The sequence below is a fragment of the Brevibacillus sp. BD137 genome, from assembly GCF_041644655.1.
Lineage (GTDB): Bacteria > Bacillota > Bacilli > Brevibacillales > Brevibacillaceae > Brevibacillus > Brevibacillus brevis_D.
The window spans coordinates 52,765-70,666 of the sequence record NZ_JAOTNO010000006.1 but is presented as its reverse complement, the minus strand read 5'-3'; the positions used below and the strand labels follow the sequence as shown (position 1 = coordinate 70,666).

Genomic DNA, 17,902 nt, shown 5'->3' with positions numbered 1-17,902 from the left:
TTTTGTTGAAAATCAGGTGAAGAAAGGACAATGGACGACATGAGAAAGAAATGGATGGGGAAAGTCCTTTCGGTGGGCCTGCTATCAGTAGTTCTCGTAGGAGGACATGAACCAGCGCAGGCAGCCGGCGACAATATTAGGGTTGCGCTATTTGTGGACACAGGACAAGGCTATCGGGGAGTAATTCCTTCCATTACGCTAACTGCTGCAAATGGAATGGAGGTCGTGCTCAATGGACCCGAAGGCAAGACAGATTTACCCGAATTAAAGGGAGATGCAGCTCGTTACCGAGTTGATGAATATCATCTGATCGTTGCCGAAACAGGTGACTGGAATCGCGCACAGCAGATTGCACAGCAAATGAGCCAACGAAAATACGAGGGTTCGATCCAGGTGGCAAAACGTAACGGTCAGACCGTCTATCAGGTTGTAAGCGGAACGTACGACACGTATCAGGCTGCTGCGAATCAGGCAAAAACAGTTGCCCAAGCAATCGGGCAGAATCCGCTGGTAAAAGGCCCGCATCGACTCGAAGCGGGTAAATTCAAAAGCTTAAAGGAAGCGCAAGAATGGCAAGCGTCCTTTGAAGCAGCGGGTATTCCTGCTTATCCCGTGATGGTATCAGAGGGGGATAAAGTAAAGTATGCCGTTTGGATCGGTGATGAGGTTAGTCCAGATGCCGTGAAAGAATTGAAACGAAGAGCAAACGCTGCATTCCCTTCTTTCTCCTATCAGGAGCCAGACAGCCATTCATATGTTATATTAAAGCAGGATGTATACGGATCACCGGATGAAGTGATTTGGAAGTATGTATTCTCCCCTCAAGTTAAGCTGACAGTTGACGCGAATAAAGCAGACGATGAAACGGTGATTGGCGTTGTGGAACGAGAGCAGCGCACATATCGCGGAGAGATGGAGCTGTCGGAATACAATGGTCACTTAACGCTAGTAAATGAGCTTCCGATGGAAGAGTATTTGTATGGCGTCGTTGGCTCTGAAATGGCTCCAGGCTGGCCAATAGAAGCATTGAAAACGCAGGCAGTCCTGTCGAGAACTCGTGCTGTGTGGCAAGGCAATAAGTATGGTGTTGCTAATGTGTCCGATACGGTTTTCGAACAGGCGTATTATGGCTATACAAAAGAGTCTGATGATGTGCGTGAGGCCGTCGACGAGACGGAAGGCGAAGTCATTTACTACCAAGGCAAACCAGCCGAGTCGCTCTTCTATTCCAACGCAGGCGGTATGACAGCGGATGGCACAGAAGTATGGGGCAATCCCGTTCCTTATTTGCGATCTGTCGAGAGTAAAGACACCTATCCAATGGATAATGCAAGCGTATGGTATCGTGTGGCTTTAGCGGATGGTACGAGCGGCTATGTACGAAATGATCTGGTAACCGAAACAGGCCAGAGCAATTCAGCCGGACAAAGAATAGCGGTCATTTCGACCGAGAATACCAATTTGCGCTCGGGTCCAAGTACAACGACGAATCGGGTGTTGTCCGTACTCCCTACTGGTGCAGAGGTAACAATCCTCTCAGAAGTAAAAGAAGAAAATGCGTATTCGTGGACGCGCGGTCCGTTTACCGCTACAGAGATCGCAGCCATGATCAATGCCGTGCATGACAAGAACAAAGCTCCACGCATTTCAGGAAACGTAACGAGCCTGAAAGTGATAGAGCGCGGTCCATCTGGACGTGTAATCGCGATGGAAGCAAACGGGAAGCCAATCGTCGTTTCTTCACCAGATGCTTTCCGTTCTGTTTTTCAACAAGGTGGCTCCCCTCTGCGTAGCACGAAGTTTGAAGTAGAAAAGATTAATGGTTCGCAATTCATCTTCCGTGGTACTGGCTTTGGGCACGGACTTGGTGTTTCGCAATACGGAGCACGTGCGATGGCAGAGGAAGGGTATGACTACAAAGATATCTTGCAACACTACTACCAGGATGTGACAATCGAAAAGTAAGTCGTTTGCCACAAGATCTACCGCAAAAAGGAGTAACGATTTCGTGGACGTGCAACAATTTGATTTTGATTTGCCGGAGAATTTGATCGCCCAGCACCCGCTAGAAGACCGAACTTCATCGAGATTGCTCGTGTTAGAGAAACAAACAGGCAATATCGTTCATCAGCAATTTACCAATCTAATCGATCACCTCCAAGCAGGGGACGTACTCGTCATGAATGACAGTCGCGTTTTACCTGCCAGATTGATAGGTGAAAAGGCTGACACTGGTGCGAAAATAGAAATCCTTTTGTTGAAATCACTTGGTGACGATCGTTGGGAGACGCTGGTGAAGCCCGGGAAGCGGATGAAGCCGGGGACAGAAGTGGTTTTTGGTAACGGCCTTTTGCGTTGTGTTTGTGAAGACGTGACAGAGACAGGTGGACGAATCGTGCGCTTTTTGTACGAGGGAATTTTTTATGAGATTCTCGACCAATTAGGCTCGATGCCTTTGCCTCCGTATATTCACGCGCAGCTGGAGGACAGCGAGCGTTACCAGACAGTCTATGCGAAAGAGCGCGGTTCAGCGGCAGCTCCGACAGCCGGGCTTCATTTCACAAAGCCATACTTGGAGCAAATCGCTGCAAAAGGGGTACAGCTGGCTTATGTGACACTGCATGTTGGACTTGGGACTTTTCGCCCTGTATCAGCGGATTCCGTGGAAGAGCATGTCATGCACGCGGAGTACTATGAGATTCCCGAAGAAACAGTAGAGCTGGTGAACCAGGCAAAAGCAGAAGGTAGAAGAGTAATCGCTGTCGGGACGACATCCTGCCGAACATTGGAGACAGTAGGGCGCGCGAATGGAGGAAAGCTGGTGGCAACCTCTGGTTGGACGGATATTTTCATTTATCCGGGCTACACGTTTTCCATCCTGGACGGGCTACTGACAAACTTCCACTTGCCGAAGTCTACGCTCGTCATGCTTGTGAGTGCATTGGCTGGAAAAGAGAATGTGATGCGTGCCTACAAAACGGCTGTCGAAGAGGAGTATCGCTTCTTCAGTTTTGGCGATGCGATGCTAATTTTATAGAAATGTGAACAACCCACCTGTATAAGTGTATACTTATTAGTCAGGTGGGTTTACTTCACCCGGAAGTTTTTCTATAATAGGTAAGACTTACATACATAGCTTGAGGAGTGCAAAGATTTGGCTGTACGCTACGAGTTAATCAAAACATGCAAACAAACTGGTGCACGTCTCGGTAAGCTACATACACCTCATGGGACGATTGACACCCCTGTCTTTATGCCTGTCGGTACACAAGCGACAGTAAAGACGATGAGCCCCGAGGAGTTAAAAGCAATTGGTGCGGGCATCATCCTCAGTAATACGTACCATTTGTTTCTTCGTCCAGGGCATGAAATTGTTCGCGAGGCAGGCGGACTGCACGGTTTTATGAATTGGGACCGTGCCATTCTGACTGATTCCGGCGGTTTTCAAGTATTTAGCCTTAGTAACCTCCGCAAGATCACGGAGGAAGGAGTGTCCTTCCGTTCCCACCTAAACGGAGAGAAGCTGTTTATTGGTCCTGAAGAGGCGACACAGATTCAAAACGCGTTGGGTGCCGATATTTTCATGGCATTCGATGAGTGTGCTCCTTATCCTGCGGAGTACGATTACGTAAAAAAATCAATGGAGCGAACAACCCGCTGGGCAGAGCGTTGCCTAAAGGCGCATACTCGTCCAAACGAGCAAGCGTTGTTTGGGATCGTTCAAGGTGGAATGTTCAACGACTTGCGCGCACAAAGTGCACGAGATCTCGTTTCCATGGATTTCCCAGGATATGCGATCGGTGGTTTGAGCGTGGGAGAACCGTTTCCTTTGATGTACGAAGTGCTGGAGCATACCGTTCCATTGCTTCCGACAAGCAAAGCCCGCTATTTGATGGGGGTTGGTTCACCAGATGCTCTTATCGAGGGAGCGATCCGCGGCATCGACATGTTTGATTGTGTGTTGCCGACAAGAATTGCCCGCAATGGGACATGCATGACAAGCCAGGGAAGACTGGTCATCCGTAATGCAAAATACGCGCGAGACTTTACCCCGCTTGATCCAAATTGCGATTGCTACACCTGCAAAAATTACACACGTGCTTACATCCGACACCTGGTCAAGTCGGAGGAAACCTTTGGTATCCGATTAACTACTTACCATAACCTGCACTTTTTGGTGAAGTTAATGGAACAGGTGCGTCAGGCGATTGCCGAAGACCGCTTGCAAGATTTCCGCGACCAGTTTTTCGCTCAATATGGATTGGGTGAAGATAGATCTTTTTAATCGAGGGGGATTTTTTTCATGGATGGCTTGACTCAGTTTTTACCGATTATCATCATGTTTGCGATTTTTTACTTCTTGCTGATTCGTCCGCAACAAAAGAAGGCAAAACAACGCAACGCTATGCTTGGTGCTCTGAAAAAAGGCGACAAGATCGTAACAATCGGTGGAGTGCATGGAACAATCCAAGACCTGTCTGATGATACTGTTACGTTGCGTATTGCTCACAACGTAAACGTTACTTTCGATCGTGGAGCGATCAACAACGTAGCTTCTTCCAGCAACGAACCTGCTAAGACTGAACTAACGAAGAGCGAAGAAACAAAAGAAGAATCCAAATAATACATGCGAAAAGCAGGTGGGTGATCCACCTGCTTTTTTCTGTCTTGTTTTAGCGGCGTGGCTTGATAACTTTAGGTTTATGCTTGTTGTTGGAATTTGCCGAATTCACACCGAGAATCCCACCTAATGCAGCTACTCCAAAAGCACCGAACAAGAACAGGAAGGTTCCCCATTGCATCGGGGCGTCAAAGCCAAGGAAGCCAATCAAGAGAATGAAGAGGAAGTACGTGAGTCCGGTAAGTCCGCCATAATACCAGCCCTTGCCGCCGCAACGACGTCCAGTAACGTATCCCCCGACCAAGAGGGCAATGGCATTGATTACGTACGTAAAATAGGGCAGCGTGCCTTCTCGTATCGAGGTGAAGCTAAGGAGCAGGGTCGCGAGCAACGCTCCAATTAAAACAAGACATGTCGTATACAATAGACCGGTCAGTACAGAGGTGGATGCACTTCGCACGGTATGTACCCCCTTATTGGAAGTGTTTGTACATCTATATGAGAGGCTTGGCTCACGTATTCATCTTCGCGTTGAACATTGAAAGGAATTTTCGTATGATGGATGGGGAACGAGACGGGGGTGAGGAAGATTGATCAAAACGTACTTTTATAACCACTCTGAACAGAAGATGTTTCACGACGTTGATCTGGCAACGAAGGATCAATGGCTGAAATCACCAGAGGATTTGCTCTGGATCGATCTGTATGATGTGGGAAACAATGAACTGCCCTATATTGCCAAGATTTTCGACTTTCACCCGCTGGCAATTGAGGACTGCCTGCACGTCAGTCCACGTGCCAAGGTAGACAAGTACGATGACTACTATTTCTTCGTTTTTCACGCCCTGCGTTACAATGAAGAAAGTGACGACGAGATCACAACGGTAGAACTGAACGTTTTTCTCGGCCCTAACTACATCGTGACGATCCACAAGTCCCCGATGAATACCATCGGTCGGATCGCTGCCATGTGTCACCGCAACATTTCATACTTGAACAGAGGTCCTGACTATTTGCTGTATGCCATTGTAGACGGGATTACCGATGAATATTTTCCCATTATTGATCGGATTAGTGTGCGGATTGACGAGCTGGAGGACGAGATTTATGAACATCAGATGGAGGAAATTACCGAAGAGTTCCTGGCGTTGAAGCGAACGATTATTTTAATCAGGCGTGTGATCATGCCGCAAAAAAGAATTTTCGCGAACGTCAACGGCCGTTACTCCTTCGACATTTCCGAGGAAAACGTTCCGTTCTACACCGACCTAACAGACCACTTGGAACGGATTTCGGATTCAACGGAAACCTTCCGTGATCTGGTTAACGGTGCGTTGGATACGTACTACACCATCATTAGCGCCAAAACGACGGAGACGATGCGGGTTCTTACCATCATCTCCACAATCATCCTTCCGTTGACATTTATCACCGGACTATTCGGGATGAATACTTTCGCGTGGCTGGGTGAAGAAGCAGAACCGTATATGCTGATCGTGGCACTCGTAATTATGCTAGCCATGACGTTTGCCATGCTTCACATTTTCCGCAAGCGAAAGTGGCTGTAATTGGTGCTAATACTTTCCCTGCCCCCTGTTGAACACTAGTATCAAATGTTCTTTGGGGGGCAGCGTAAGTGGATAATCTTACTATGGTGTTACTTCGCACCCTTTTCTCGTATTTTTTCCTCCTGATCTTAGTGCGGTTAATGGGAAAGCGGGAATTGGGAAAGCTGTCCGTTTTTGATGTGGTCATCTCGATTATGCTTGCAGAAATGGCTGCACTGGCGATTGAGGATGTCGACAAGCCTGCACTTCGGTTTTATTTGCCGATGCTGTTGATTGCCTTATTGGAAGTCGCCTTCGCTTATGTGTCATTAAAAAGCAAGAAATTCCGCGATACTGTGGACGGCTCTGCCGATTTGATTATAGAAAATGGGCAAATCAGGGAGCAGGCGATGCGTCGCAATCGCTTGAACATGGATGATTTGATGGTCCATCTGCGGCAAAAAGACGTAAAAAACATTGCGGATGTTGAATTTGCGTTGTTGGAGCCAACTGGACAGATGAGTGTGTTTTTAAAGGAGCAAAAAGACAAGGTTACGAGGGAAGATCTCTCGTTGATGAAGAAGCAACAGGTCGGTCCTGTCTCATACAAAGGCCTGCCCATCCCACTGATTCTCGATGGCAAGGTGCGAACGGAGGCATTGAGCAAGATCGGACAAAACGAGCTATGGCTGAAACGAGAAATCCGGAAATACGGAATCAAAGACATTCGAGAAGTTTCCTTTTGCAGCATTGACGAGCGTGGCATCATGTATTTGGACAAAAAAGACAAGCCGTAGCAACAAGTGCTAACGGCGAGGGAAGAATGCGGCGAGTTGTTCGCCGATCCACGGAATGCGCCGGACGTCTTGCTTGCCCAAGACGCGCATGGCGACGAGTAGGACAATGTACAGCAACATGCTAATGAAGGTGCTTGCGGTCAATAGCTGTCCAATCGAAATGTCCGTAAACCAGTGCTTGGCAATGTAGGAACCGGAATAACCCATGAGCAGCATGGCAACCGCGATTTTGCCGAATTCCCGAAGGTCGACCGTAAAACCGATTTTTTTGATCAGGCTGGCAAAATGCAATAACGTCCCAAGCGTAATGCCGATATTAAGAGCAATGACAGCGCCGTGAATACCGAATGATGGATGTGCCGTGAAAAAAAACATGGCGACAGTTTTGATGATGGCGCTGATCAGTGTATTTCGAAAGACGACCTGAGCGTAATCGAGACCTTGCAAAGCGGCAGCAAGAGGGGCTTGGAAAAACAGGAAGACGGAGAACGGTGCCAGCTCTTTTAGCAGCACGCCAACCTCCCGATACTCATTGCCGTAGAGCAGGACACATAAGGGTTCTGCAAAAATAGTGAGTAAGACGGTACAAGGTGCTCCAATGACGAGTGTTATCCGCATGGCTTGATAAATGCGGCGATGCACGAGTGGAGCATTTTTTTGATAGGCCGCTTCCGCTACGGCAGGAACGAGGGAAACGGACAAGGAATACGTTAAAAAAGTGGGAAAAAGCACCAAAGGAACGGCCATTCCGGCAAACTGTCCGTACAAGCTAGTAGCAGTCGAGGTGGTAAAGCCTGCAATAACGAGCGCGTACGGTACGAGCATCGGCTCAAGTACGTAAGCAATGGAGCCGATGACGCGGCTTAGCGTGACAGGGAGTGCGACATGGATGAGTTGCGACAAGCTCTTTTTGCTTGCTGAAACCGTCATGAGAAGAGGCTTATCTAGAAGTTGAGCTGCTGCTTTTTTGCTGCCTTTGCGATACTGCCAGAGAATGTACAAGAGTCCGGCGGCTTCTCCAAAAATAATACTGGCGACAGCCCCTGCTGTGGCGTACTCAATGCCTTCAGAAAGAAACGACATCGTCATGACAACGACCAGTGCCATTCGGACGATTTGCTCCACAAGTTGAGAGACGGCAGTAGGGATCATGTTTTGCTTGCCTTGGAAGTATCCTCGCAGGACAAGGGAAATGCCGGAAATCGGGATGACCGGAATGGCAGCAAGCAGAACAATGTGTGCACGAGGGTCTGCGAATAGCATTCCAGAAATCCATTGTGAGAACAAGAGAAGCAGGACGCAAATGAAGAGGCTAATCCCGCCGGCAACCGATAAGGCTAGTAACAAAAATCGGCGAGTCAGCCGCGGATTATTAGCTGCTTCCGTCTCTGCCACTTGCTTTGCAATGGCAACCGGAAGTCCGAATGTCGTCACCGTAATCAGAAAGTATAAAAGGGGCACAACCATCTGATAAAGCCCCATTCCTTCCGCTCCGATAATGCGCGACAACACGATCCTGTGAGCAAAGCCAAACACTTTGGTGATGCCACCAGCAATAATGAGGATGACCGTTCCGTAAAAGAAGGATTGTTTCATGGAAGGCTCCTTTGCAAGGATAAATTCACTCAGTAAAGAATATGGACGTGCCGCTGTCGGCATGACTACTTTGAGGGGGAAAATTGGGATGGACCAAGCGCAAAAACAGGAATGGTATGGGCAAGTTGTAAGTCTCTGCGTAAGCAAGGCAGAGGAATTTGCTCTTTTGGGGTACGACAACGTGGCGCCTGAAGACGTTTGGGAATGCGTCACGAACGGCTATAAAGAAATGCCTCCGATACACCAGCTTGTCAACGACATTTTATCCTTGAAGACTAACAAGTACATGAATTACCTCATGATTCAAATGTACAAAAATTCTTAGTGATTTTATAGAAACTTCCGGCTGCCCTCTTCGTATACGTACATGTCGCGAAAAACGCAAGGGGTTGGTTACCATGGTTTACATTCCCAGCAATAATTGACACGTTTTTTTGTACTTCGTTATAATGGGCATATTGGTTTCTCGTCTAGGACGGGACCCTGTTAGGAAAGAGGGGTATTACTACTATGGTTAAATGGGGAAGATTCCTCCTGTTTCTGGTCGTTGTAGGGCTTTTGGCTACGCTTGTAGCAACTACGACCAAGCAGGTGGCAGGAAACATCACACTCGGTCTGGACCTGCAGGGCGGGTTTGAGATTCTGTATGAGGTAGAGCCTCTCGAGGCTGGGCACAAAGTTGATATCGAGCTTTTGAAATCAACAGCTCACATGATTGAAAGACGGATTAACATCGGTGGCGTAGCTGAGCCTGTCACCACTACCGAATTGCCAAATCGGATTCGCGTTCAAATCGCATCACAATCAGCGGATCAGGACAAGCTTCGCGAGTTGATCGGGAAGCCTGCTCATCTGACATTCCGTGATGAAAATGGCAAGATTATCTTGCAAGGAAGTGACTTGGCTCCAAACGGGGCAGCAGTTGGTTATGACGACCTGAAACGCCCGCTCGTTACCCTGAAATTCTCTGACCCGAAAAAGCTAGAAGACGCCACACGTGCAAACCTGCACAAGCCAATGGCGATCTTTTTGGATGAGACGATGCAAACTAATCCGACCATTCAATCGGTCATTTCTGGTGGTAGCGCGCAAATTACTGGAAATTACACACAGGAATCGGCACAAGAATTGGCTGATCTGCTGAATTCCGGTGCGATGCCAGCCAAACTGGTTGAGAAGCAAGTAACCTCCGTGGGTGCTTCCTTGGGAACTCTGGCTCTGGAGAAAACCATGTATGCAGGGTATATCGGGGCTGCGCTGATCTTTATTTTCATGATAGTTGTTTACCGTATGCCAGGAATGATTGCAAACATTACATTGGCTGGATTTACCTATTTTTGTATGGTCGTACTCGATTGGATGCATGCAACGCTGACGCTGCCAGGTATTGCTGGATTTATTTTGGCGGTAGGGATTGCCGTGGATGCCAACATCATTACCTATGAGCGCATTCAGGAAGAAATCCGTTCTGGCAAGACAGTCCTCTCTGCCTTCCGTGCAGGTGAACGTCGTTCCTTGATTACGATTATCGATGCTCATGTAACGACACTGATTGCAACGGGTGTTCTGTTTTTCTTTGGGACGAGCTCCGTACAAGGCTTCGCTGTTGTATTAGCGATGACGATTATCGTAAGTATCATTACCAACGTGTTTGGGTCCCGCTTCCTCCTCTGGCTGGTTGTCCGTTCCAACATGTTTAAAAAGCCGTTCTGGTTCGGGGTAAAGGAGAGTGAGATCCGTGAGCTATGATAAAGACCATACTGTAATCAGATTTGACATCGTGAAAAATCGCAGGAAGTTTTTCATCGCTTCCTCTGTGATTATTATCATCGGCCTTCTGTTTACGCTATTTCAAGGTCTTCACCTTGGTGTTGACTTCAAGGCAGGAACTCGCTTGGATCTTTTCATTGGAAAAACATTCAATCCGACAGATATAGAAGCAGTGATCAAGAAAGAGGTTCCTACTGTGAATTTCAGCCCGGTCACTCCGTACGGGGACAATCATGAACAGGCCTATACACGGTTTGACCAAACCATTTCATCCGACACACTGATGAAAGTGGAAATGGCTCTCAAAGCAAAATACGGTGAGCAGGTCTCTAAGCAGGTTTCGTCGGTTGATCCGAGTATTGCGCAAGAGATGGTGCAAAAAGCGGCGATTGCGGTTGCGATTGCTGCTGTGGGAATTGCCATCTACATCGCGATCCGTTTCCAATGGCTGTTCGGTATTGCATGTGTCGTGGGGCTTGCGCATGACGTGTTTATTCCGATTGCGTTGTTCTCTATCCTCGGGTTGGAGGTAGACATTACCTTTATCGCCGCGCTTCTGACGATCTTGGGTTACTCGATTAACGATAAAATCGTTATTTTTGACCGGATTCGTGAAAACTTGAGAACGATGAAATCCAAGACAATTCCTGAACTGGAACATCTGGTGAACGTTTCGCTGTGGCAAACGATGCGCCGTTCTGTATACACGGTTGCGACTGTATTCTTCACAGCTCTTGCACTGGCTGTTTTGGGAAGCGAGAGCATTCAGAACTTCTCCTTGGCCTTGCTGTTCGGTCTGGTGAGTGGTACGTATTCCTCTATCTTTATTGCAGCCCAAGTATGGGTGAATTTGAAAGAACGGAATATGAAAAAGAAAAAAGAAGTAATGTAAAGATGGACGAAACCGCAGGTGAACCCTGCGGTTTTTCTATTCTCTGTTTCTATATTTGCCGCAGTTTGAAGCCGTATGAGAGTTTTGCATAAAACGGTATGTTTTATGCAGTTGTCAGCTTCCTGCTCCATCCACTATAATGAATGAGGATTGGAGGAAAGCCCATGCTGAAAGCGAAAACACGCTGGAAACTGGCCACCTATGATGAGCAGCTTGCTGCTAGTATCGCCGCAGATTGCCAGCTTACTCCGCTCGTATCCAAGCTACTGGTGATACGTGGCATTGATACATCACAAAAGGCTCGTGATTTTTTACAAGCCGGTCCAGAATTGTTTCATGACCCTTTCTTGCTGGATGGAATGGAACAAAGCGTGCATCGCATTCAACAAGCCATTCAAAGGCAAGAACCGATTTGCATATACGGCGATTACGACGCCGATGGGGTTAGCTCCACATCGCTAATGGTACATCTACTGCGCCAACTCGGCGCTGTTTTTGACTACTACATTCCCAACCGCTTTACAGAAGGGTATGGGTTACATAAAGACGCCTTGGCGCATCTGCATCAAAGTGGCTATAAACTGATCATCACTGTTGATACAGGGATCAGTGCAGTCGAACAGGTAGCGTACGCGAACCAGTTGGGTCTTGACGTCATTGTAACCGACCATCACGAACCTCCGGCAGTCATCCCGGAGGCATTTGCTGTGATTAACCCCAAGAAGCCTGGTTGTTCGTACCCGTTTGATATGTTGGCGGGAGTGGGGGTCGCCTTTAAAGTAGGGCATGCCTTACTGAAGGAGCCGCCTCTGCATTTGGCTGATTTGGCTGCGTTGGGGACGATAGCGGATCTGGTGCCGTTGGTAGATGAAAATCGCATTCTTGCTCGAGCAGGATTAAAGCGCTTAAATCATACAAGGAACCTTGGTCTGCAAGCCTTAATCCGAGTTTGTGGGTTGGCCGATACTGAGCTGTCTGCTGGACATGTGGGCTTTGCGCTTGGACCGCGTTTGAATGCGAGTGGAAGGCTGGAGACGGCTGAATCCGCTGTGAAACTGCTGACGACTTCAGATATGGACGAAGCAGAGAAATGTGCACAGGCGCTGGACGACTTAAACCGCGAACGTCAGGAAATCGTCGCAGCGATGACTGAGGAAGCTGTCCAGATGGTGAATGAGCTGTATCCGCCAGACCAGAACAATGTTCTCGTTCTGGCTAAAGAAGGCTGGAACGTGGGCGTGGTAGGGATTGTAGCTTCCCGATTGGTCGAGCTTTTTTACCGTCCAACGATTGTGCTTGGCATCGATCCGGAAAAAGGAACGGCAAAAGGCTCGGCGAGGAGCATTGCAGGTTTTGATATGTATGAAGGTTTGACTGCTTGCAAGGAATGGCTACCGCACTATGGCGGTCATACAATGGCAGCAGGGATGACCTTGCCTGTAGAAAATCTCGACTTATTACGCCAAAAATTGAACGAGCTCGCTGGAGAGTGGCTGTCCACCGAAGACTTCACACCGATGACCAAAGTGGACGTTGCGATGAGTATGGAAGAGATCAGCTTGACCGCAGCGGAGCAACTCGAACAGCTCGCCCCATATGGCATGGGGAATCCCACACCGCTCGTTTTGTTAGAAGAAGTAGAAACACAAGGGATGCGCACCATTGGACGAGATGACAATCATTTGAAGTGTACATTGAACAAAGCGGGAACCTCTTTGGATGCAATTGGCTTCAACTGGGCACATGTAACAAAGAGAGTAACGCCCAAGGCACGTTTTCACGTATTGGGAGAATTGTCTGTAAACGAATGGAACGGAAATAGAAAGCCTCAGCTGACGATCCGTGATTTGTCTGTTGGACACCAGCAAGTGTTTGACTGGCGAGGCAGTCGTGACAAGATAGAGAAATGGCAGCAAGTGATGACGGAGTCCAATTCGGTGACGATTCTGTTTCGCGAGGAAAGCTATGAACCATTGGCAACGAAGGCGACAAGCGATCAGGTGAATTCCTTGATCGTGGTTGGTCGAGAGGGGACGAATATCACAGCCTCTTCCAACGTGATTTTGTATGATTTGCCGACGCGCCGTTCCGAATTGGAAGTGGTTCGTGTTTTGCTCAAACAAGCGGAGCGCATATACTGTTTGTTTGGTGATCCGGATTTAGGAATGGAGCGGCTTTCCTGTCCGGGCCGGGATCATTTTAAACAGTTGTACCAGTTTTTCGTCCAAGTGCCAACTGTTAAAAAAATCCATATGGATGCATTGGCCAGAAAGCTTCAATGGAAAAGAAATTTATTGGATGGCATGATCGCCATCTTTATGGAGCTGGAGTTTTTAGCGGAGGAGGCCGAGCAGTACACGCTGCAAGCCAACACTGCCAAAAGGCCACTCGAGAGCTCTGTGCTCTATACGAATTGGAAGGAAGAGGCACAGCTCGCGACGGATTTATTACTCTCTTCTTCCGATGCAATGATTCAAGCGCTTCATCAATTGGTGGAACCAACCACCGTTTAGGAGGAATTTTTCATGGATTTTAAACAATACATTCGTGTTATCCCAGATTTTCCACAGCCAGGTATTCGTTTCAAGGACATCACTACCCTCTTGAAGGATGGCCCCGCTTACAAAGCTGCGATCCAAGACTTGGCTGTCTTCGCTCGTGAAGTACAAGCAGACGTAATTGCGGGTCCAGAAGCTCGTGGATTCGTAGTAGGTGCGCCATTGTCGTACGAAATGGGAATTGGCTTTATACCGATCCGCAAGTCTGGCAAGCTGCCATATGAATCCATCAAGGCGAATTACGACCTGGAGTATGGAAAAGATGCGCTGGCTGTACACGTGGATGCTATCCAACCAGGTCAGCGTGTTCTGATTGCAGACGATTTGCTGGCGACAGGTGGAACCATTGAGACAACAATCAATTTGATTGAGCAACTCGGTGGCAAAGTAGTAGGAGCTGCCTTCTTCATCGAACTGTCCTACTTGGATGGACGTAGCAAAATAGGTGAAATTCCTATCAAATCGCTCGTTCAATATTAATTGATGCAACAAGGAAAAACGGGTGAAATGCCCGTTTTTTTCTTTTTTCTGTGGCTGTACATACTTTACAGGGGAATTCAGCTTTACAAGACGAACGACATACAAGATAATAGTATGAAATAGACAGACATGATACGTGCAAGTAAGCCTTCGCCTGCGCCAAAAGACTTGGCAACGCCCAAGTTTTCTAGACGTATAGGAAAGTTCAAGTGCTTCACAGTGCGAAATGCGTCCAGGCTTAAACTTTCCGGAGCGCATCACGAAGTGCCTCAGCGTCTGCTTCCGGCAATACTTCGGTGAAACTTTCCGCTATAATGCGGTCGCTCCTCCGTGAGAAGGCCTCGATCGAGGTTATTTTACTGAGAGGATAAGGGAAGGGAACTATGATTACCGGCATTGATGAGATAGTAAAAAAAGCAAGCACATATTTATCACAAACGGATATGGACCTGATTACACGAGCCTATCAGCTAGCCGAAAAAGCGCATGAAGGGCAAATACGCAAATCAGGCGTTCCTTACATTATGCACCCAATCGCCGTGGCGGGTATTCTTGCAAACCTGCACATGGATGCCGTTACGATTGCGGCTGGATTTTTGCATGATGTTGTGGAAGATACCGAGATTACGCTTGATCATCTCCGTGAGCAGTTCGGACCGGATGTAGCTCTCCTGGTAGATGGAGTGACCAAGCTGGAAAAAATTAAATATAAGTCCAAAGAAGAGCAGCTCGCCGAAAACCACCGCAAGATGCTGGTTGCCATGGCGCAGGACATCCGCGTCATCATGATCAAGCTGGCAGACCGTCTGCACAACATGAGGACACTTCGGCACATGTCGGAGGAGAAGCAACGCGAGATTTCCGATGAAACGCTGGAAATCTTTGCGCCACTCGCTCATCGCTTGGGGATCGCTTCCGTCAAATGGGAACTGGAAGATACGGCGCTTCGGTATTTGAATCCGCAACAGTACTATCGGATTGTAAATTTGATGCAAAAGAAACGGGTGGAGCGTGAAGCCTACCTGAATGAAGCATCGGATACGATCAGAGAAAAGCTGGGCGAGTTAAACATCGAGGCAGAAATTTCGGGACGTCCGAAGCATATCTACAGCATCTTTAAAAAGATGACGAGACAAAACAAGCAGTTCAACGAGATTTATGATCTGCTTGCGTTGCGAATCATCGTGAATGACATCCGCGACTGTTATGCGGTTCTCGGTATCGTGCATACCCTGTGGAAGCCGATGCCAGGCCGATTCAAAGATTACATTGCCATGCCAAAGACGAACATGTACCAATCGCTTCATACCACAGTGATTGGGCCAAAAGGTGAGCCATTGGAAGTGCAAATCCGCACGTGGGATATGCACCAGACAGCAGAGATCGGGATCGCGGCTCACTGGGCGTACAAAGAAGGCAAAAGCATCGTGCAAGGCTCTTTTGCAGAGAAGCTGGGTAGTCTGCGGGAGATTATCGAAGGTGGGTCGGAAGAAGCTCCGAACGCGCAAGAGTTCATGGAGAGTCTCAAGCAGGATCTTTTCTCCGATACGGTTTTCGTCTTCACGCCAAAAGGCGATGTAGTCGAGTTGCCAAAAGGCTCTGTACCGCTAGACTTCTCCTATCGGATTCACTCTGCGGTAGGAAACAGAACGATTGGCGCCAAGGTGAACGGTAAGATTGTACCGCTAGATTATGCGATGAAAACAGGCGATATCGTCGAAATCCTGACGTCCAAGCATTCCTACGGTCCTAGTCAGGACTGGCTAAAGATGGCCAAATCCGCGCATGCTCGCAATAAAATTAAGCAGTGGTTTAAAAAAGAGAAGCGGGAAGAGAACGTCGCCAAAGGTCAGCAAATGGTGGAAGCGGAGATCAAGTCGCGCAGCTTTGACATAAAAGAAGCGATGACGGAAGTGAACCTGAAGGAAGCGGCAGCCCGGTTTAATTTCCAAGGGGCAGAAGACATGTTTGCCGCAGTCGGCTATGGCGGCATTACGGCATCGCAAATTGCGACTCGTCTCCTAGACAAACTCCGTCGGGAGCGCGAAGAACAAAATCCGACCATTCCTGAGGTCAAACCGAATCCAGCAAATCGCTCTGTCAAGAGTGAGTCTGGCGTGAAAGTCCGTGGCTTGGATAATCTGCTCGTCCGTATTTCTCGTTGCTGTACACCTGTCCCAGGCGACCAGATTATCGGTTTCATCACGAGAGGTCGTGGGGTATCGGTGCATCGACTGGACTGTCCGAACGTACTGACTGACGAATGTACTGAACGTCTGATTGATGTCGAATGGGATACCGATTTCAAGCATAATTTCCATGTAGAGATCGAGATCACGGGCAATGATCGGAGCGGACTGTTAAACGATGTATTGCAGGTTGTGGCTGAAACAAAGACGAATATTGCGGCTGTCAGTGGCAAGTCCGATAAAAATCGAGTGGCAACGATTCATATGACCATCTCGATTAGCAATGTGGATCATCTGTTGAAAGTAGTAGAGCGCATTAAGCGCATCAAAGATATTTATTCGGTTCGCCGGATACTGAGCACCTGATCCCTCGTGGATTGGGTGTTCTTGTTTAGCGAAGGGAAAGGATGAATCAGTGTGAGAGTTGTCGTACAAAGAACAAGAGAAGCGAGTGTGACCGTAGCAGGAGAGATTGTCGGACAAATTGATCACGGCTTAATGCTGCTGGTAGGAATTACACATGAAGACACAGAAAAAGAAGTAGAATTTGTCGCAGACAAAATTGCGAACTTGCGTATTTTTGAAGACGAGGAAGGCAAAATGAACTTCTCTGTTTTAGACAAGGGTGGTCAAATTTTGTCCGTATCACAATTTACACTGTATGGCGATTGTAGAAAGGGCAGAAGACCCAACTTTATGGCTGCCGCACGACCAGAGCAGGCTGAACCGCTGTACGAGCTGTTTAACACCAAGCTGCGGGAAAAGGGGCTCCAGGTGGAAACAGGACGCTTTGGTGCAATGATGGACGTGCGTCTGTTAAATGATGGCCCTGTCACATTGATTGTGGAATCGTAAACACAACCAAGGGGATGAAAACATGGCGCAAGAAGCATTGGTGATCGGTGCGAGTGGCATGCTTACAGAGGTTTCCCGATGGCTGGCTCGCGAAGGATATCAAGTAACCGTGCTTGGTCGTGATCCGGTCAAATTAAGGCGTGTCAGAGACGGTTCCATTCACCCAGAGTCGATTCATTTGCTGTCTCAAGACTATCAGCAGACAGACAGCTTGTGTCAGTCTATGGCCGAGCTCGTAGAGAGGAGAGGGCCAATGGATGTGGTTGTCGCGTGGATTCATTCGACTGCACCGCATGCACTCTCTGTGATCGTAGAAGAACTGTCGCGTCCAGAGAAGAGCTGGCAATTGCTGCATGTGTGTGGGAGCGGTGCTTGGAAAAATTCACCGAAAAAGCCTACATCAGAAGTTTGTATATATCGACGGGTTATCCTCGGTTTTACGTGTGCAGGTGAGCATTCACGCTGGCTGACGAATGATGAAATTGCGGCTGGGGTGATTGACGCTCTGCAAACAACTGAAAAACAAATAATCGTCGGTATGGTTGAGCCGTGGGAAAAACGCCCCGTGAATTAATACAGATCGTCAAGTCTAAAACA

General features: G+C 48.1%; 16 protein-coding genes. 14 read left to right on the top strand and 2 right to left on the bottom strand.

All coding sequences use genetic code 11. The features are described 5' to 3' along the window. Positions 1-30: 30 nt before the first annotated feature. The 4 genes from ODZ53_RS15175 to yajC all read left to right on the top strand — a co-directional run bounded on the left by ODZ53_RS15175 (position 31) and on the right by yajC (position 4,624). The gene (locus ODZ53_RS15175; RefSeq protein ID WP_372678049.1) at positions 31-1,965 is read left to right on the top strand and encodes a SpoIID/LytB domain-containing protein; all 1,935 of its coding nucleotides are present in this window, start codon (positions 31-33) and stop codon (positions 1,963-1,965) included. Between the two features lie 43 nt (positions 1,966-2,008). Then, complete coding sequence (gene queA, locus ODZ53_RS15170) at positions 2,009-3,037, top strand: tRNA preQ1(34) S-adenosylmethionine ribosyltransferase-isomerase QueA (RefSeq protein ID WP_372678047.1); 1,029 nt, start codon at positions 2,009-2,011, stop codon at positions 3,035-3,037. 117 nt (positions 3,038-3,154) lie between these two features. Further along, entirely contained in the window at positions 3,155-4,285 is a 1,131-nt protein-coding gene (gene tgt, locus ODZ53_RS15165) for a tRNA guanosine(34) transglycosylase Tgt (protein WP_012685587.1), read from the top strand. A gap of 18 nt (positions 4,286-4,303) precedes the next feature. Next, positions 4,304-4,624, top strand: coding sequence for a preprotein translocase subunit YajC (gene yajC, locus ODZ53_RS15160; RefSeq protein WP_016739221.1), 321 nt, complete (start codon positions 4,304-4,306; stop codon positions 4,622-4,624). Positions 4,625-4,673: 49 nt separating this feature from the next. Here yajC and ODZ53_RS15155 read toward each other — a convergent pair whose 3' ends face one another. Then, a complete protein-coding gene (locus ODZ53_RS15155) occupies positions 4,674-5,081 on the bottom strand; it encodes a TIGR04086 family membrane protein (RefSeq protein ID WP_012685589.1) in 408 nt (135 codons plus the stop codon). A 130-nt stretch (positions 5,082-5,211) separates the two neighbouring features. Between ODZ53_RS15155 and corA the strand changes: the two genes are divergently transcribed. After that, on the top strand, positions 5,212-6,189 hold the full coding sequence (gene corA / locus ODZ53_RS15150) for a magnesium/cobalt transporter CorA (protein WP_007717563.1): 978 nt from the start codon (positions 5,212-5,214) through the stop codon (positions 6,187-6,189). 68 nt (positions 6,190-6,257) lie between these two features. Then, the gene (locus ODZ53_RS15145) at positions 6,258-6,965 is read left to right on the top strand and encodes a DUF421 domain-containing protein (protein WP_199929004.1); all 708 of its coding nucleotides are present in this window, start codon (positions 6,258-6,260) and stop codon (positions 6,963-6,965) included. 9 nt (positions 6,966-6,974) lie between these two features. Here the strand turns inward: ODZ53_RS15145 and spoVB are convergent, their stop codons facing one another. Next, positions 6,975-8,561 carry a stage V sporulation protein B gene (gene spoVB, locus ODZ53_RS15140; RefSeq protein WP_372678044.1) on the bottom strand — a complete coding sequence of 529 codons (1,587 nt, stop codon included), beginning with the start codon at positions 8,559-8,561 and terminating at the stop codon, positions 6,975-6,977. An 88-nt stretch (positions 8,562-8,649) separates the two neighbouring features. Between spoVB and ODZ53_RS15135 the strand changes: the two genes are divergently transcribed. From ODZ53_RS15135 to ODZ53_RS15100, 8 genes are all read left to right on the top strand, one after another. Further along, positions 8,650-8,886 carry a post-transcriptional regulator gene (locus tag ODZ53_RS15135; protein WP_012685592.1) on the top strand — a complete coding sequence of 79 codons (237 nt, stop codon included), beginning with the start codon at positions 8,650-8,652 and terminating at the stop codon, positions 8,884-8,886. A 185-nt stretch (positions 8,887-9,071) separates the two neighbouring features. Next, positions 9,072-10,310 (top strand): protein translocase subunit SecD, encoded by a 1,239-nt coding sequence (gene secD, locus ODZ53_RS15130; protein ID WP_372678042.1) that lies wholly within the window; start codon positions 9,072-9,074, stop codon positions 10,308-10,310. Then, the gene (gene secF, locus ODZ53_RS15125; protein ID WP_372678040.1) at positions 10,300-11,223 is read left to right on the top strand and encodes a protein translocase subunit SecF; all 924 of its coding nucleotides are present in this window, start codon (positions 10,300-10,302) and stop codon (positions 11,221-11,223) included. Before secD ends, secF begins: the two co-directional genes overlap by 11 nt. A gap of 164 nt (positions 11,224-11,387) precedes the next feature. Further along, a complete protein-coding gene (recJ, locus tag ODZ53_RS15120) occupies positions 11,388-13,736 on the top strand; it encodes a single-stranded-DNA-specific exonuclease RecJ (protein ID WP_372678038.1) in 2,349 nt (782 codons plus the stop codon). Between the two features lie 12 nt (positions 13,737-13,748). Further along, positions 13,749-14,261 (top strand): adenine phosphoribosyltransferase, encoded by a 513-nt coding sequence (locus ODZ53_RS15115; RefSeq protein WP_016739232.1) that lies wholly within the window; start codon positions 13,749-13,751, stop codon positions 14,259-14,261. Between the two features lie 383 nt (positions 14,262-14,644). Beyond that, the gene (locus ODZ53_RS15110; RefSeq protein ID WP_012685597.1) at positions 14,645-16,816 is read left to right on the top strand and encodes a RelA/SpoT family protein; all 2,172 of its coding nucleotides are present in this window, start codon (positions 14,645-14,647) and stop codon (positions 16,814-16,816) included. Positions 16,817-16,867: 51 nt separating this feature from the next. Beyond that, positions 16,868-17,305 (top strand): D-aminoacyl-tRNA deacylase, encoded by a 438-nt coding sequence (gene dtd, locus ODZ53_RS15105; protein ID WP_064200779.1) that lies wholly within the window; start codon positions 16,868-16,870, stop codon positions 17,303-17,305. Positions 17,306-17,327: 22 nt separating this feature from the next. Continuing rightward, positions 17,328-17,879, top strand: coding sequence for a short-chain dehydrogenase (locus ODZ53_RS15100; protein ID WP_372678036.1), 552 nt, complete (start codon positions 17,328-17,330; stop codon positions 17,877-17,879). The last annotated feature ends 23 nt before the right edge of the window (positions 17,880-17,902 follow it).

Bases quoted from the DNA above. Each gene is read 5' to 3' on its own strand.
- ODZ53_RS15175 (WP_372678049.1), top strand. From the start codon at position 31: ATGGACGACATGAGAAAGAAATGGATGGGGAAAGTCCTTTCGGTGGGC.
- secD (WP_372678042.1), top strand. From the start codon at position 9,072: ATGGTTAAATGGGGAAGATTCCTCCTGTTTCTGGTCGTTGTAGGGCTT.
- recJ (WP_372678038.1), top strand. From the start codon at position 11,388: ATGCTGAAAGCGAAAACACGCTGGAAACTGGCCACCTATGATGAGCAG.
- ODZ53_RS15115 (WP_016739232.1), top strand. From the start codon at position 13,749: ATGGATTTTAAACAATACATTCGTGTTATCCCAGATTTTCCACAGCCA.
- spoVB (WP_372678044.1), bottom strand. From the start codon at position 8,561: ATGAAACAATCCTTCTTTTACGGAACGGTCATCCTCATTATTGCTGGT.
- ODZ53_RS15135 (WP_012685592.1), top strand. From the start codon at position 8,650: ATGGACCAAGCGCAAAAACAGGAATGGTATGGGCAAGTTGTAAGTCTC.
- yajC (WP_016739221.1), top strand. From the start codon at position 4,304: ATGGATGGCTTGACTCAGTTTTTACCGATTATCATCATGTTTGCGATT.
- ODZ53_RS15100 (WP_372678036.1), top strand. From the start codon at position 17,328: ATGGCGCAAGAAGCATTGGTGATCGGTGCGAGTGGCATGCTTACAGAG.
- ODZ53_RS15110 (WP_012685597.1), top strand. From the start codon at position 14,645: ATGATTACCGGCATTGATGAGATAGTAAAAAAAGCAAGCACATATTTA.